We start from the raw sequence: 16,342 nt of genomic DNA on the forward strand, positions 1-16,342 counted from the left end.
GCATTATTTTGAATTGCCTCCTGCTTTAGCTGGAGGAGTATAGTTTGATTTAAGAGTTTAATGGCTTTAGCCAAAATAAGCACCAGTTTGACTAAAGCTCAAAGTCATTAAGGTAAGAGATTTTTTCACGCAGATTCTGCGGATTTTGCGGATTTTTTTAATTTCATTCCGCTGAAACCTGCGTGAGACTTTGTTTTTGACAATCCTTAACTTAATGACTTTGAGCTAAAGCAAGAGGCAATTCAAAATGATACTTTTGCAAATCTTTTAATTTTTGCTGGAGATTTATATCATTTTAATTCGGAAAACAAGGTGTAATTTTTTTAATATTAGGGATAAGAAGACTAATGATCTGAATGGACTAATTTAAAATTCCGAATAAGAATGCGGCTAAAGAAGCACCCAAAAGTGGTCCTGCAATGGGAATCCAGGCATAACTCCAATCGCTACTTCCTTTGAAGGGAAGGAGGCTGTGTACAATTCGAGGGCCTAAATCACGAGCCGGATTAATCGCGTAACCCGTAGTTCCTCCTAAGGACAGGCCGATGCCCCAAACTAAAAAAGCAACAGGAATCGCACCTGCTGAACCTAATCCTATTTTTGCAGAAGGATCACTGGCTAATGAAATGCTGGGATCGGAAAAATAAAAGATCACAAAGACCAGTACAAAAGTGCCGATTATTTCACTGATAAGATTAGAAAAAGGATTTCTGATTGCGGGACTGGTACTAAAACAAGCCAATTTTGCCCCCTCATCTTCTGTGGCGGCAAAATGATCTTTATGAAATAGCCAGACCAAGAATGCTCCTGCCATTGCGCCAATTAACTGAGCGATAATATAGGAAGGCACTAATGCCCATGAAAATTTTCCCGCTATGGCCAAACCAACTGTTACGGCAGGATTTAAGTGCGCGCCACTCACCGGACCTGCAACTTGAACGCCTACGAAAACAGCCAAAGCCCAGGCTGTGGTAATAACAATCCATCCTGAATTGTTGCCTTTGGTGTCTTTTAAAACTACGTTTGCTACCACACCGTTTCCTAGTAGTATAAGAAGCATGGTACCTATTATTTCTGCTGTAAATGGGGTCATTTTTGTGTTTTTTGAGGTTGGTAGATTAATCTTCAATCCATTTAGTTGTGCGTCCAACGGCTTTGTTCCAGTTGTGTACGAGTTGGTCTACTTCTGTTTTTGGCATTTCGGGAGAAAAGACTCGGTCAACCGACCATTGTTTTTGTAATTCGTCTACACTTTTCCAATACCCTACGGCTAATCCGGCCAGATAGGCGGCGCCCAGTGCTGTTGTTTCGAGTGTTTTGGGGCGTATTACTTTAAAACCGAATAAATCAGATTGGAATTGCATCATTAGATTGTTGACAACAGCTCCGCCATCGACTCTTAATTCTGTTCCTGCATTTCCCGAGTCCGCTTCCATTGATTTTGCTAAATCATATACCTGATAAGCTATCCCTTCTAAAGTGGCACGTGCTATATGTGCGCTGGTTGTCCCTCTGGTAATACCCAAGATAGCTCCTCTCGCATATTGATCCCAATGCGGGGCACCTAATCCTGTCAGGGCAGGGACAAAATAAACACCGCCATTGTCCGGAACACTTGCTGCCAAGGCTTCAATTTCGTCTGATGAGTTAATCATTTTTGCACCGTCGCGCAGCCATTGTACGGCCGCTCCGCCTACAAAAACACTTCCTTCCAGCGCATAAGTTGTTTTGCCGTTTATCTTCCAGGCGATGGTGGTTAAGAGATTGTTCTTAGAATAAACAGGTTTGTCTCCGGTATTCATTAGCATAAAACAACCGGTGCCGTAAGTATTTTTCATCATTCCGGGTTCGGTGCACAATTGTCCAAAAAGGGCTGCCTGCTGATCTCCGGCTACACCGGAAATCGGAATTTTTGAGGAAAATAACGTGGTGCTGGTTTCGCCATATATTTCGCTACTTTGTTTTACTTCGGGCAACATGGCTCTTGGAATGTCAAATAATTCGAGTAATTCGTCATCCCATTCTAAGGTATGAATGTTTAGCAATAAGGTTCTGCTCGCATTAGAAACATCGGTCATGAACATTTTGCCTCGCGTTAGTTTCCAAATGAGCCAGGTGTCTACAGTTCCAAAACACAGTTTTCCCTGTTCTGCTTTTTCACGTGCGCCTTCAACATGGTCTAAAATCCATTTTAATTTGGTTCCGGAAAAGTAGGCATCCAGTATCAGTCCTGTTTTTTCCTGAATCATATCGGAATGCCCTTTTGCTTTTAATTCATCACAATACTTGGCTGTTCGGCGATCTTGCCAAACAATGGCATTGTACAAGGGTTCGCTGGTTTCTCTGTCCCAGACAATGGTGGTTTCGCGTTGGTTCGTGATTCCAATTGCCGCGATTTCTCTTCCCGAAATTCCCACTTTTGCAATCACTTCGGCTGCAACACTAATTTGGGAAGACCAGATTTCATTTGGATCGTGTTCTACCCATCCCGGTTTTGGGAAAATCTGTTCGTAAGGTTTTTGAGAAATGCTCACGATTTCGCCATCATGATTAAACACGATGGCTCTCGAGGAAGTGGTTCCCTGATCCAATGTTAAGATTAATTTATTTTGCATAATGGTGGGTATGTGGTTAGGTTTGTTTTTCGTGAAAATCGGATAATAAAAATCCGTTGGCAAGATGTTTGAACTCGGCTATTTGTCTTTGAATCCATTTTTCATCATGACCGAGTTCTTTCGCCAGTAATTGTGCTACTTTTTCGCAGCAGCTAATGGCCGCCCGTGCGTCTAAAAATAGCAGACGAACTCTTCTCGCTAGTACATCATCTATCGTTCGGGCCATTTCATAGCGAATAGACCAGGCAACTTCTGCCATCGTATAGTCGTAATCCGGATGTAGTTTTTCTTTTAATTCGGGTTCCGTGTTGTGCAATTCTGCTATTTTAGGAATATCAGTTCCGTATATATACAAATGATTTGCTCGTGCTGCGGAATCCGTTTTTATATTTCCGTGAATGGAGAGCTGTTCTGTTTTACATTTCTTTTTAGGTAGACGATGTACTGCAATGGCTTTGTCTATAATGTCTTCGGCAATTCTTCTGTAGGTGGTCCATTTCCCGCCCGTTATGGTGATTAATCCGGTTTCAGAAACAATGATTTTGTGACTTCTGGATACTTCTTTGGTGCTTTTTCCTTCTTCTTTTGGTGCTGCCAAGGGTCTTAGTCCGGCAAAAACAGACAGCACATCGGCACGTGTTGGTTTTTTTGTTAAAAAGCGTTGGGCGGTTTCTAGAATGAATTCGATTTCTGCTTCGAGTGCAATGGGTTCGAGGCTGTGTTTTTTAATTAAAGTATCAGTCGTTCCTATTACTATTTTGTTGTGCCAGGGCACCGCAAACAAAACTCTTCCGTCACTTGTTTTTGGAATCATCAAGGCCTGATCGCCCGGTAAAAAGGAACTGTCGAAGACCAAATGAATACCCTGACTTGGAACAATGTATTTTTTGTACACCGTGTCGTTTAGTTTCATTATCGCGTTGGTGAAAACGCCCGTCGCGTTGATGACAGCCTTTCCTTTTATATCGTATTTAATACCGGTTTCATGATCAATCGCCTGTACACCTGTTACCTGATTGTGGTCGTCTTTTAAAAGATTGACGACTTTGAAATAATTAAGAAGACAAGCGCCTTCTTCTACTGCAGTTTGTGCAATGTTTATGGCGAGACGGGAATCATCAAATTGGCCGTCTTGATAAACAACGCCGCTTGTTAGGTTTTTTGGTTCTACGGTAGGGAGTAGTGCTAAGGTTTTTTCTTTTGAAATGTATTTCGATCGTCCTAAGCTTAGTCTTCCAGCCAGCAAATCATAAACCGTAAGGCCGATGGTGTAGAAATAACCGCCCCACCAGTTGTAATTGGGGATCACAAAAGATTGGTTTTTGACTAAATGACCTGCATTTTGTGCCAGTAACCCCCTTTCTTTTAAAGCTTCCTGTACTAAAGGGATGTTTCCCTGCTCCAGATAACGAACGCCGCCATGAACTAATTTAGTGCTTCTGCTGGAAGTACCTTTTGCAAAATCTACTGCTTCAACCAAAACGGTTTTGTATCCTCTGCTTGCGGCATCAAGGGCAGTCCCGAGTCCGCTTGCACCACCTCCAATCACTATAACATCCCATTCCTGAGTTTGTTTTAGTTTTGTTAGCTGTTCTGTTCGTTTCATCCTATGCTTTTTTTAGTTTGATTTTATTTTGAATACCAAATATAACGAAACCAAATGAAGCGGAAGTGAATAGAGAGCAGATATGATTGCTGTTAAAAAGGAGCAAAGAATTGTATCTGTTTTAATGTAACTTATGCGATTTTGAGTGTTAAAAATCATCTATTTTTGGAGTATAACCCCTTAAAAGTTATACCTATATATGTAATCGCGATGTTTACAGATAAATCTGTAATTTTTGGAAACATATTATTAAAATACTTCAAAAATGAATAAGCAAGGTTAATATTTAAAAAAAATAGATACTTTTGTTGCAGAAAAATAGAGCAATGGCAAAGAATTTAGTAATAGTGGAATCACCTGCAAAGGCGAAAACGATAGAGAAATTTCTAGGAAGTGATTTTCAGGTAGAGTCAAGTTATGGACATATAGCCGACTTACCATCAAAGGAAATAGGGGTAGATGTAGAAAATGGATTTAAACCTAAATATGAAGTTTCTTCTGATAAAAAAGCTTTAGTAAGTAAACTGAAAACACTATCTAAAAATGCCGAAATGGTTTGGTTGGCGAGTGATGAGGACCGCGAAGGGGAAGCTATTTCATGGCATCTTGCGGAAGAACTAAAATTGGATACCAAAAAGACAAAGCGAATTGTTTTTCACGAGATTACCAAAAGTGCAATTCTTAAAGCAATTGACAATCCAAGAGAAATTGATTATAATTTAGTAAACGCTCAACAAGCGCGTCGTGTTTTAGATCGTTTAGTGGGGTACGAATTATCACCGGTTTTATGGAGAAAGATTAAAGGTGGTTTGTCTGCCGGTCGTGTACAGTCCGTTTCTGTTCGTTTGATCGTAGAGAGAGAACGTGAGATTCAGAATTTTAGCGCTGTAGCAAGTTATTCTGTAGTAGCAGAATTTGTTAACGAAGCCGGAAAAACATTCAAAGCAAAACTGCCAAAAAACTTCAATACAAAAAAAGAAGCCGAAGATTTCTTAAAACAAAATGTCGGTTCTATATATAAGGTAGCAGATTTAGAAACTAAACCTACCAAAAAATCTCCAACAGCACCTTTTACAACGTCGACTTTACAACAAGAAGCGGCCAGAAAGTTGTATTTACCGGTTGGTATTACCATGCAATTAGCACAACGTTTATACGAGGCGGGACTTATTACTTATATGAGAACTGATAGTGTGAATCTTTCTAAAGATGCAATGGATGCCGCCGAAGCTGAAATCATCAAATCATACGGAAAAGAATTCTCTAAGCCACGTACTTTTGCTAATAAAAGCAAAGGAGCGCAAGAGGCACACGAGGCGATTCGTCCGACAGATATGTCACGTCACACCGTAAATATTGATCGTGATCAGGCACGTTTGTACGATTTGATCTGGAAAAGAACATTGGCATCTCAAATGAGTGATGCCCAATTAGAAAGAACAAACGTAAAAATTGAAGCCAACAATCACGGCGAAATTTTTACAGCTTCAGGTGAAGTTTTACTTTTTGAAGGTTTCTTAAAAGTATACTTGGAAGGACATGATGATGATGAGGAAGAGCAGGAAGGAATGCTTCCGGCATTAAAAGTAAACGAGAAATTAGCAAACAATTATATTACCGCTACCGAAAGATATTCAAGACCACCGGCACGTTATACAGAGGCTTCGTTGGTTAAAAAATTAGAGGAATTAGGAATCGGGCGTCCGTCTACGTATGCACCGACTATTTCGACGATCATCAACAGAAATTATGTTGAAAAAGGAACTCTTGAAGGTCAGGAACGTAATTATACCCAACTTACTTTGCAAAACAGTAAGGTTGGTGAAAAGTTGTTAAAAGAAAATACAGGTTCTGATAAAGGGAAATTAGTTCCTACAGATATCGGAACTATCGTAACAGACTTCCTGGTTAAGAATTTTGGAAACATCCTTGATTATAATTTCACGGCAAAAGTAGAGCAGGATTTTGATGAGATTGCCGAAGGAAATATTGATTGGGCTGTCATGATGAAGGAGTTCTACGATAAATTCCATCCGAATGTAAAAGAAGTGGAAGCGAATGCGGAACGTGAAAGCGGAGAAAGAATTTTAGGAAAAGATGCAGACGGAAGACAGGTTTCTGTTCGTTTAGGAAAATTTGGACCAATGGCTCAAATTGGAGAAGCGGATGATGAAGATAAAAAATTCGCCAGTTTGATGTCGGATCAGAATATTGGAAACATCACTTTAGAAGATGCTCTTAATTTGTTTTTATTACCTAAAAGTTTAGGAGAATATAAAGGAGAAGAAGTAGAGGTAAGTAATGGTCGTTATGGTCCTTATGTACGTCACGGAAGTGTTTTTATCTCTTTGCCAAGAGGAGAAGATCCATTAGGGGTTTCGAAAGACAGAGCACAGGAACTAATTGATGAAAAAGCACTTGCTGATGCACCAATTGCAGTTTATAAAGCAGAACCGGTTCAGAAAGGTGTGGGGCGTTTTGGTCCTTTCATTAAATGGAATGGTCTTTTTATAAACGTAAGTAAAAAATACAACTTTGATAATTTATCACAAACAGATGTTGAAGAACTGATTGAAGATAAATTACAGAAAAATATAGATAAAGTCCTTCACAATTGGGAGGATGAAGGGATTTTAGTTGAAAAAGCACGTTGGGGTCGTTCGGTGATAACAAAAGGTAAGATTAAAATTGAACTAAGCAAAGAGGTTGATGCTACAAAGCTGACATTGGCTGAGGTTCAGGAAATGATCGCCAAAAAAACACCGGCAAAGAAGACACCGGCAAAAAAAGCAACAACAACTAAAAAAGCTCCAGCTAAAAAACCAGCTGCTAAAAAGAAATAAAAAATGGAATTTGATTTTCTAGAACCGGTTAATGACGGGATTTTAAAATTCATTAGTTCATTGTCTTCTCAGGAATTAGGCAGTAAGGTTGTTTTTCATACTCAGGATCAGTTTCCCGATATTAGTAAAGTCACTATTGCGATTGTTGGTGTTTTAGAAGATCGACGTAATAGTGGTGTTGTTAATGAGGTAAATCTGACAGCCGTTCGAAAGAAATTTTATGGTATGTTTCCCGGTAATTGGGATGCTTCGATAGCAGATTTAGGCGATATTCTTGCAGGAGATTCTGTAGAGGATACGTACTTCGCACTTAAAAAAGTTACATCAGCTTTAATTAAGAATAAAGTGATTCCGATAGTTTTAGGAGGTTCACAGGATTTGACGTATGCTTTGTATCGTGCTTATGACGATTTGGAGCAAATGGTGAACATGGTTTCGGTAGATAATAAATTTGATTTTGGTAAAGACGATGAAGCGGTTTCTGCGAATTCTTATTTAACAAAAATTATTATTGACGAACCGAATAATCTCTTTAATTATTGTAATATTGGATTTCAGACGTATTACAATTCTCAAGAAGAAATTGATTTAATTGAAAAGCTGTTTTTTGACGCTTACCGTTTAGGTGAGATTTCGAATAAAATCGCTTTGGCTGAACCTGTTTTTAGAGATGCTGATTTAGTTAGTATTGATTTAAATTCGGTAAAGTCATCGGCTTCGGGGAATATGGTTTCTTTTGAGCCGAATGGTTTTAATGGAAAAGAGATTTGTGCCTTGGCGAGATATGCCGGAATTAGCGATAAGGTTTCGTCTTTTGGGGTTTTTAATCACAACAGTACCGTACCGGAAGCGGCAATTATTGGCCAGATTGTTTGGTATTTTATCGAGGGATATCACTACCGATCCAAAGAATATCCATTTGGAAGCAGGGCGAATTATTTAAAGTATATTGTTCCTTTAGAAGAGGAAGAATTGATATTTTATAAAAGTGACAAAACCGATCGTTGGTGGATTGAAATTCCGTACGAATCAAACGGCCACAATAAATTAAAAAGAAATACGTTATTACCCTGTTCTTACGATGAATATTTGCTTGCTTGCAATCAGGAATTACCGGAAAGATGGTGGAAAGCGCAGCGAAAAAACGCTTTGTAGACGGAAATTTTAGCGAAAATCAGGACTTTTTAAAGTTGTGAGAAAAAAGTTAAGAAACATTAGTAGGAAAAGATTTATAGAGTATAAAAAATAACGTTTTACGTCGATTTTTTGCGTTAGTTTATCGATAAAATATTTTTTTTTTATTTTATTTAACATTATTTTTGAACGGTGAAATAAATTTCGTGACTAGTATTGTTTTTTAGCTAAATAATAAATACGTTTACGGACTTATAATAATGAATAGATAATCCCAAATTTATATGAAGAAGTTTATTGCATTTGCAACAATATTAACCCTAGTTGTCGGCTGTGGAAAATCAGGTGATAAAGGTGAGTTAGTTGGTGTTACAGGAGGAAAATGGCATCCTGAAAAACCTTATGGAATGACATTGGTTCCAGGTGGGTCTTTTATTATGGGTAAATCAGATGCTGATTTGGCTAATGTAGAGGACGCTCCAACTAAAACAGTGACAGTTCGTTCGTTTTATATGGACGAAACTGAAATTACCAACAGTGAGTACCGTCAATTTGTGGAGTGGGTAAAAGACTCTACAATGAGAGTTCGTTTGGCTATTTTAGCTGACGAAACAGGTCAAAAAGGAGCAGGAGATGGTAAAGGTAAAAAAGCAGGTAGTATTGCTGATTATGCATTTAACGATTCTGATCCTGAAAAAATGACAGCTTACGATAAGTATATGTATGATAATTACTATAGCGTAGGAACAAAAGATGATCCGTATGCAGGTAGAAAATTGAATAAAAAAGTTAAGTTAATTAAAGATACTAAAGCGTATCCGGATGAGTATTACACTGAAGTAATGGATTCTATGTATTTGCCTATCGAAGAGTCTTACAATGGTTTAAGAACAATTGATGTAAATAAATTGAAATTCCGTTATTCTTGGATGGATATTCAGGCTGCAGCAAAAGCTAAAGTAGGTAAAAGAAAAGATTTCGTTAAAACAGAACAAGTAAGTGTTTACCCTGATACTACGGTTTGGATTAAAGATTTCGCTTACTCTTATAATGAGCCAATGCACAATGACTATTTCTGGCACAAAGCTTATGGAGATTATCCTGTAGTTGGTGTTACCTGGAAACAAGCAAAAGCATTCTGTGCTTGGAGAACTTTGAACAAAAACAGTTATATTAAATCTAAGAAAAAAGGACGTGACTTAGTAAATGCTTTCAGATTGCCAACAGAGGCAGAATGGGAGTATGCTGCAAGAGGAGGTCTGGAATCTGCTACATACCCTTGGGGAGGTCCTTACACGAAGAGTGACAGAGGTTGCTTCTTGGCAAACTTCAAACCAAGCAGAGGAGATTACGCAGCTGATGAGGCTTTGTATACTGTTGAAGCTAAGTCTTACGATGTAAATGGTTACGGATTGTACAATATGGCAGGGAACGTTTCAGAGTGGACAGATTCAGCTTACAATCCAAATGCATACGAATATGTTTCAACAATGAACCCTAACGTTATTGATGGAAACAATCAAAGAAAAGTAGTTCGCGGTGGATCATGGAAAGATGTTGCTTACTTCCTACAAGTAAGTACTCGTGACCACGAATACGCAGATTCAGCCAGAAGTTATATTGGTTTCCGTACCGTTCAGGATTATATGGGTACTCAGGTAACTGGCAAAAAGAAGTAATTTCATAAATTAAATATCCAAATCAAATCTATTTCAAATTAAAACCTAAAAAAAAGTATTATGGCATTATTAAGTAAAAAAGCAATGAATTTCGCTTATGGTATGGGAGCGGCAGTAGTAATCGTTGGAGCATTATTCAAAATTACTCACTTTGAGATTGGACCATTAACAGGAACATTGATGTTATCAATCGGATTGTTAACTGAGGCGTTAATCTTTGCACTTTCTGCTTTCGAACCTGTTGACGAAGAGTTGGACTGGACTCTTGTTTACCCTGAATTAGCTAATGGACAAGCTAGAAAAAAAGCGGATAAAGTTGAAACTCCTTCTGATGCCCAAGGATTGTTGTCTCAAAAGTTAGACGTTATGTTGAAAGAAGCTAAAATTGACGGTGAATTAATGTCAAGTTTAGGAAACAGTATTAAAAATTTCGAATCAGCTGCTAAAGGAATTGCTCCTACTGTAGATTCTATCGCTTCTACTAAAAAATACAGCGAAGAATTGTCTATGGCTGCTGCACAAATGGAATCATTAAACAGCTTATACAAAGTACAATTAGAAAGCGCTGCAAGAAATGCAGATGCTAATAAAGAAATTGCTGACAATGCCTCTAAATTAAAAGAACAAATGCAATCAATGACTGCAAACATTGCTTCTTTAAACAATGTTTACGGTGGTATGCTTTCTGCAATGAGTAACAAAGGATAATTAGTTTTTAACTACTATATTAAAATTATTAATAAGAACTAATTAGAAAAAAATGGCAGGAGGAAAATTAACCCCTAGACAGAAGATGATTAACCTGATGTACTTGGTTTTCATCGCAATGTTGGCAATGAACGTGTCGAAAGAAGTAATATCAGGTTTTGGTTTATTTAACGAAAAATTCGAAGCTTCTAACACTACAGCAACTACAAATAATACCTCTCTATTAACAGCCTTAGATCAAAAAGCGGCTGAAGCAAAAGGAGAATTTGCTATCGCTGCAGTAACAGCTCACAAAATTGAAGCAGTTTCAAAAGATTTTTACGCTTACATCGGAACTTTAAAAGCACAATCTATCAAAGGATTTGAAGCAGATAAAGAAACTGGTAAATTACCTTACGAGTCTATGGACAGAGGAGATAATATCGACGACTGGTTTACAGGAGACGGTTATACTGCTAAAGGGAATGAGATTATCGCTAGAATTCAAAAATACAAAGCAGACATTAAAGCTGCTTTAGGATCAGATAAAAAATACGCTAACATTATTTCAGAGATCGATCAAAAATTTGATGTATCTGATGTTAAAAACAAAGACGGTATAAAAGAAAAATACTTAGCTTATCATTTTAAAGGTTTCCCTGCAATCGCATCAGCTGCTAAACTTTCAGCTTGGCAAAATGATGTTACTAAATTGGAAACTGATGTTTACAACAGTGCTTTAGGTAAAGCTGCGGTTGCTGCTGCATCTTATAGCAATTATCAAGCAATTGTTGTTTTAGACAAAAATGCTTACTTCCAAGGAGAAAAAGTTACAGGTAAGGTAGTTTTAGGTCGTTATGACGAAAACACTAAACCAACTTCATTCCAAGGTCCTGGACAAATCGTTAACGGACAAGCGGTTATTTCATTAACTGCCGGAGGTGTTGGAGAGCAAGATATTAATGGTCAATTTACTTTCTTGGAAGACGGAAAAAACATTCCTCTTAAATTTGCTGGGAAGTATGTTGTAGTACCAAGACCAAATGCTGCTACTATTTCTGCAGATAAAATGAATGTGGTTTATAGAGGAGTGGTTAACCCAATCTCTGTATCATTCGCTGGTGTTGATGCAAACAAAATTGTTGCAAGTGCTCCTGGATTAGTTTCTGCAGGTAAACCAGGTAAATATAACATGAGCCCGGGTCAAGGTACTGAAGCTACAATTTCTGTAACTGGAACATTACCAAACGGTGATAAAGTAACAGACAAGAAAACATTCAGAATTAAAGGTATTCCTGGACCAACAGGAACAATTAGAGGTGAGATGGGTGTTGTTAAAGGACCTAAATCTAACTTAGAAATTGCTACTATTGGTGCTAAATTACTTGATTTTGATTTTGAAGTTGGTTTAGATGTTGTTGGATTTAATTTAAAAGTTACAGGACAACCTACAGTTGTAGTTAGCGGTAACAGATTAAATGCACAATGCAAACAAATTCTTTCAAGAGCAGGTAAAGGAGATCAAGTTACTATTTCTGAAATTAAAACTAAACTTGTTGGAGCTGGTAGTTATTTATTACCAAGAACTGCTCCGGTAATTTACGAAATACAATAATAAAGTAGGTAAAACTACGTTCAATATCTTATAATGGTATCATGATGAAAGTAAGAAATTTTTTAATAGCTATTGTTTCTATCGCTGGAGGTTTTGCTTCTAATGCGCAATCGAATTTGCTTAATGCAAAAACACCGGATCAGATAGGGCTTAAAACTCCTGCGCAGCTTATCTCCGATAATGATAAACCATTAGCTTATGGTTATGTTGATGACAGAGATGTATTGATGGGGAAAACTACTTGGGAAATCATTGATTTAAATGAAAAAATTAACTTCCCATTATATTTTCCGGTAGATACGGCTAATATTGGCCCTGACAGACGTTCTCTTTATGACGCTTTGACTAAAGCTATGAAAAATGGCAAAATAACTGAAGTGTATTCAGATAGCTATTTTAATACTAAAAAATCTCTGAAAGACATCCAAGGATCATTATCACGTATCGATACGACTGATGCAGGTAGAGAGTTAATTAACCAATACCCTGATGACTACAAAACTCACGTTGTGAAGAAAAAAGTAGTTACCGGTACAGGTAAAAAGAAAGTAGTAACTTATGTTGACGAAACTGTAGGTGCTACCAGAACCGTTCCTGCTGAATATATTTTGAAGCAAGATCTTACCTCTGCTGATGTTACACAGTACAAAATAAAAGGATACTGGTATTTCGACAAACGTCAAAGTGAATTGAAATATCGTTTATTGGGTATTTGCCCGGTAACTCCTGATGTTTATACTATGAACAGTGATGAGAAGGATTATATCGAGTTGTTTTGGATTTTCTATCCAAACTCAAGAGAAGCATTGCACGAAGCAAAAGCTTTTAATGACAATAACTCAGCGCTTCCGATTTCATTCGATCAAATTTTAAACTCAAGACGTTTTAACGCTATTTTGTACAAAGAAGAAAACTTGTACGGAGATCGTGAGATCAAAGAATACATGAAAGACAATGCACAGAATCAGTTGTTAGAATCTGAAAGAGTAAAAGAGAAGATTCGTAACTTCGAACAAGATATGTGGAACTACTAAGTTTCTGAAATTAAATTATATGAAAAACTCTTACTGCCTCGGTAGTAAGAGTTTTTTTTTGGTCGTATCTGTGGTATTTTCAGGTGTAAATACTTGGTTTTCAATTAGGTTTAGGGTATTGTCGTTATTTTTTTGTAATTTTAATAAATGTGTCGAGAATATTCAGGGATCAAGTCTTGAAGTTGTGAAGCAGTAAAATTGGATGTAATAAGTTAGTTTGTTTTGAAAATATAGACAGCGTTTGTCCTTTCGACGAAGAAGAAGTCTCTACAAGGAGCTCCGTAAAAATGAGCTTAGTAAACAAAGATTTCTCCTTTTTTGAAATTGACAGCATTGCGGAAAATGAGGCTTGATCCATATTCAGTGAGTGTAAGGAGTTACGTTTAATATCTTATAGTATTTATCATGATGAAGATTAGATTTTTCTTAGTAACAATTGTTTTTATTGCAGGAAGTTTTACTTCAAACTCACAATCCAATTTGCTTAATGCGAAAACGGCGAATCAAATTGGACTTAAGACTCCCGCTCAGCGTATATCAGATAATGATAAACCTTTGGCTTATGGTTATGTTGACGACAGGGATGTATTATTGGGTAAGACCGTCTGGGAGATCATTGATCTGAATGAAAAAATTAACTTCCCATTATACTTTCCGGTTGATACCGCCAATATTGGCTCGGAGAGACGTTCGTTATATGATGTTTTGACAAAAGCGATGCGGAACGGTAAGATAACCGAAGTTTATGCGGATAGTTATTTCAATACTAAAAAATCTTTGAAAGACATTCAGGGATCATTATCCCGTGTTGATACAACGGACGCAGGAAGAGAGTTAATTAATCAATATCCGGACGATTACAGGACACGTGTTGTAAAGAAAAAAGTGGTGACCGGTACCGGTAAGAAGAAAAGTGTGACGTATGTTGATCAGACAGTTCCGGCTTCGAGAACTGTTCCTGCTGAATATATTTTAAAGCAAGACCTTACCGCTGCTGATGTGACACAATATAAAATAAAAGGGTATTGGTATTTTGACAAACGTCAGAGTGAATTGAAATATCGTTTACTGGGTATTTGCCCTGTAACTCCCGATGTGTATACGATGAATAGTGATGAAAAGGACTATATTGAATTGTTTTGGGTTTTCTTTCCCAATGCGCGCGAGGTGTTACATGAAGGGAAGGCTTTTAATGATAAAAATTCGGCACTTCCTATTTCGTTCGATCAGCTTTTAAACTCGCGGCGTTTTAATGCCGTTATCTACAAAGAAGAAAATGTTTATGGGGATCGTGAAATAAAAGATTATATGAAAAACAATGCCGACTATCAATTGTGGGAGGCTGAAAGGGTTAAGGAAAAGATTCGCGACCTCGAACAAGATATGTGGACCTACTAGGCTCGTAAAATTAAATTATAAGAAAAACTCTTAGTACCTTTGTAGTAAGAGTTTTTTTTATTTTACCATTATTGAATATGATTGATTATCTCATTGTCGGATCAGGATTAGCCGGAATTTCGTTTGCTGAACGAGCGCTTCAAAACCATAAAACTATTTTAGTAATTGATGATAAATCTCAAATATCATCAAGAGTGGCGGGAGGTTTATACAATCCCGTTATTCTAAAGCGATTTAGTGAAGTCTGGAAAGCAGAGGAGCAATTAGATTTGATGGATGAATTCTACAGTCAGGTGGAAGCTAAATTGGAAACTAAATTTAATTTCAGGCTTCCTATTCTCAGAAAATTCTTTTCTATTGAAGAGCAGAACAATTGGTTTTCAGCCTCTGATAAACCACTGTTGGCCAATTTCCTTTCTACAAAGTTGATTTTTAAGAAATATGCCGGAATCGATTCGCCTTTTGATTATGGTGAAGTATTACACACAGGTTATGTCGATACAGGACTTTTGTTGGATAAATATCAGGCGTATTTGATTCAGAATAAATTGTTGCAACAGGAATCATTTGACTATTCTAAATTGATTATTGGAGAAGATTTTGTAACCTACAATGGGATTGAAGCCCGAAATGTAATCTTCGCAGAAGGCTTTGGACTGCACGCTAATCCATTTTTTCAGGATTTACCGCTTGATGGTACAAAAGGGGAGTTGTTTATTATAAAAGCACCCGATCTTGATTTGGATGTTATTGTGAACACCAGCGTCTTTATTTTGCCTCTGGGAGCTGATTTATACAAAGTGGGTGCGACTTACAATTGGCAGGACAAAACCGCTACTCCAACAGCAGAAGGAAGAGCGGAGTTAACAGAGCGTATTCAAGAGATCATCAATTGTGATTTCGAGATTGTATCGCATTTTGGTGGAGTAAGGCCAACAGTAAAAGACCGAAGACCTATTATTGGTACACATAACCTACATCAACGATTACACCTCTTAAATGGACTGGGAACACGTGGTGTAATGCTCGGGCCGGCGATGGCAAAAGATTTGTTTGCTTATATTGAAGACAAAACGCCTTTGGATCCGGTGATTGACATTTACCGTTTTTATAAAAAAAGAAAATAAGTAGTTTATTGTTTTTTTGCTTTTGGATCTGCTTTTGCATCGTAAGAGACGAACATATTGATGTAGATGTTTCTTGAAAGACGCAAAACAAAAGGGAATAACACTACTAAAGTAATAATAATAGCCAGAAAAGATTGCTCGATAGTACTCTCAAAAAACACGAATGAAACAATAAAAGCGGCAATTCCCACTGCAACATTTAATCCGTAGCTCACATACATTGCACCGTAGAAAAAGGAAGGTTCAATTTGATATTTTAATCCGCAATGGCTGCAGTTCTCATTCATCTTGAGAACTTTAGTCAAATGAAGCGGATTTTGGTCTGCATACATGCTTTCATTTTGACATTTTGGGCAACTTCCTGTTAAAATACTATTTATTTTAGATCCTTTTTTGAACATTTATATGGGGCGTATTTATGAAATAGTGTGGATTTGATTTAAAGTTTTAATAATTCGTACTGAACGATCGTCTTTTTTTGATTGCTTCGAATTCAATGTAAATATAGTGATAAAGTTTCTCTTTTTTATGGAATTGGGAATCTCGTTTGTTTGTATTTTGAGTCATTTTTGCTAGTGCTTTGGGGCTGAATAGGTTTGCCGGA

The 16,342-nt window shown here is 37.3% G+C and carries 12 protein-coding genes; 8 read left to right on the forward strand and 4 right to left on the reverse strand.

Features of this window, described 5'->3' with window-relative positions; genetic code table 11:
- Positions 1-361 precede the first annotated feature (361 nt).
- Genes AB674_RS17265 through AB674_RS17275 form a run of 3 tightly spaced genes read right to left on the reverse strand, consistent with a single transcriptional unit; the run spans position 362 to position 4,221 of the window.
- Positions 362-1,093: an MIP/aquaporin family protein gene (locus AB674_RS17265; protein ID WP_047778522.1), complete on the reverse strand. Its 732-nt coding sequence runs from the start codon at positions 1,091-1,093 to the stop codon at positions 362-364.
- A 25-nt stretch (positions 1,094-1,118) separates the two neighbouring features.
- Positions 1,119-2,615, reverse strand: coding sequence for a glycerol kinase GlpK (gene glpK, locus AB674_RS17270; protein ID WP_047778523.1), 1,497 nt, complete (start codon positions 2,613-2,615; stop codon positions 1,119-1,121).
- 16 nt (positions 2,616-2,631) lie between these two features.
- A complete protein-coding gene (locus tag AB674_RS17275) occupies positions 2,632-4,221 on the reverse strand; it encodes a glycerol-3-phosphate dehydrogenase/oxidase (RefSeq protein WP_047778524.1) in 1,590 nt (529 codons plus the stop codon).
- Positions 4,222-4,547: 326 nt separating this feature from the next.
- On the opposite strand from AB674_RS17275, the gene topA reads away from it, so the two are divergent.
- The 8 genes from topA (at position 4,548) to AB674_RS17315 (ending at position 15,738) form a co-directional block, all read left to right on the forward strand.
- Entirely contained in the window at positions 4,548-7,064 is a 2,517-nt protein-coding gene (gene topA / locus AB674_RS17280) for a type I DNA topoisomerase (RefSeq protein WP_047778525.1), read from the forward strand.
- Positions 7,065-7,067: 3 nt separating this feature from the next.
- Positions 7,068-8,219, forward strand: coding sequence for a formimidoylglutamase (locus AB674_RS17285; RefSeq protein ID WP_047778526.1), 1,152 nt, complete (start codon positions 7,068-7,070; stop codon positions 8,217-8,219).
- A 263-nt stretch (positions 8,220-8,482) separates the two neighbouring features.
- Positions 8,483-9,877 (forward strand): gliding motility lipoprotein GldK, encoded by a 1,395-nt coding sequence (gene gldK, locus AB674_RS17290; protein WP_047778527.1) that lies wholly within the window; start codon positions 8,483-8,485, stop codon positions 9,875-9,877.
- Positions 9,878-9,937: 60 nt separating this feature from the next.
- On the forward strand, positions 9,938-10,585 hold the full coding sequence (gene gldL / locus AB674_RS17295) for a gliding motility protein GldL (protein ID WP_047778528.1): 648 nt from the start codon (positions 9,938-9,940) through the stop codon (positions 10,583-10,585).
- Between the two features lie 52 nt (positions 10,586-10,637).
- Positions 10,638-12,179 (forward strand): gliding motility protein GldM, encoded by a 1,542-nt coding sequence (gene gldM, locus AB674_RS17300; protein WP_047778529.1) that lies wholly within the window; start codon positions 10,638-10,640, stop codon positions 12,177-12,179.
- 44 nt (positions 12,180-12,223) lie between these two features.
- The gene (gene gldN, locus AB674_RS17305) at positions 12,224-13,213 is read left to right on the forward strand and encodes a gliding motility protein GldN (protein WP_047778530.1); all 990 of its coding nucleotides are present in this window, start codon (positions 12,224-12,226) and stop codon (positions 13,211-13,213) included.
- 408 nt (positions 13,214-13,621) lie between these two features.
- Positions 13,622-14,611, forward strand: coding sequence for a gliding motility protein GldN (gene gldN / locus AB674_RS17310; RefSeq protein ID WP_047778531.1), 990 nt, complete (start codon positions 13,622-13,624; stop codon positions 14,609-14,611).
- 77 nt (positions 14,612-14,688) lie between these two features.
- Positions 14,689-15,738: an NAD(P)/FAD-dependent oxidoreductase gene (locus AB674_RS17315; protein ID WP_047778532.1), complete on the forward strand. Its 1,050-nt coding sequence runs from the start codon at positions 14,689-14,691 to the stop codon at positions 15,736-15,738.
- 5 nt (positions 15,739-15,743) lie between these two features.
- Here AB674_RS17315 and AB674_RS17320 read toward each other — a convergent pair whose 3' ends face one another.
- On the reverse strand, positions 15,744-16,139 hold the full coding sequence (locus AB674_RS17320; protein WP_047778533.1) for a DUF983 domain-containing protein: 396 nt from the start codon (positions 16,137-16,139) through the stop codon (positions 15,744-15,746).
- Positions 16,140-16,342 lie beyond the last annotated feature (203 nt).

Origin of the sequence: Flavobacterium sp. ABG, from assembly GCF_001027725.1 — a bacterium.
Lineage (GTDB): Bacteria > Bacteroidota > Bacteroidia > Flavobacteriales > Flavobacteriaceae > Flavobacterium > Flavobacterium cupriresistens.

What these genes read in the sequence shown, in the direction of transcription:
- gldM (WP_047778529.1), top strand. Translation starts at nt 10,638, where the DNA reads ATGGCAGGAGGAAAATTAACCCCTAGACAGAAGATGATTAACCTGATG.
- glpK (WP_047778523.1), bottom strand. Translation starts at nt 2,615, where the DNA reads ATGCAAAATAAATTAATCTTAACATTGGATCAGGGAACCACTTCCTCG.
- AB674_RS17315 (WP_047778532.1), top strand. Translation starts at nt 14,689, where the DNA reads ATGATTGATTATCTCATTGTCGGATCAGGATTAGCCGGAATTTCGTTT.
- gldL (WP_047778528.1), top strand. Translation starts at nt 9,938, where the DNA reads ATGGCATTATTAAGTAAAAAAGCAATGAATTTCGCTTATGGTATGGGA.
- gldN (WP_047778531.1), top strand. Translation starts at nt 13,622, where the DNA reads ATGAAGATTAGATTTTTCTTAGTAACAATTGTTTTTATTGCAGGAAGT.
- AB674_RS17275 (WP_047778524.1), bottom strand. Translation starts at nt 4,221, where the DNA reads ATGAAACGAACAGAACAGCTAACAAAACTAAAACAAACTCAGGAATGG.
- gldN (WP_047778530.1), top strand. Translation starts at nt 12,224, where the DNA reads ATGAAAGTAAGAAATTTTTTAATAGCTATTGTTTCTATCGCTGGAGGT.
- AB674_RS17265 (WP_047778522.1), bottom strand. Translation starts at nt 1,093, where the DNA reads ATGACCCCATTTACAGCAGAAATAATAGGTACCATGCTTCTTATACTA.
- AB674_RS17320 (WP_047778533.1), bottom strand. Translation starts at nt 16,139, where the DNA reads ATGTTCAAAAAAGGATCTAAAATAAATAGTATTTTAACAGGAAGTTGC.
- topA (WP_047778525.1), top strand. Translation starts at nt 4,548, where the DNA reads ATGGCAAAGAATTTAGTAATAGTGGAATCACCTGCAAAGGCGAAAACG.
- gldK (WP_047778527.1), top strand. Translation starts at nt 8,483, where the DNA reads ATGAAGAAGTTTATTGCATTTGCAACAATATTAACCCTAGTTGTCGGC.
- AB674_RS17285 (WP_047778526.1), top strand. Translation starts at nt 7,068, where the DNA reads ATGGAATTTGATTTTCTAGAACCGGTTAATGACGGGATTTTAAAATTC.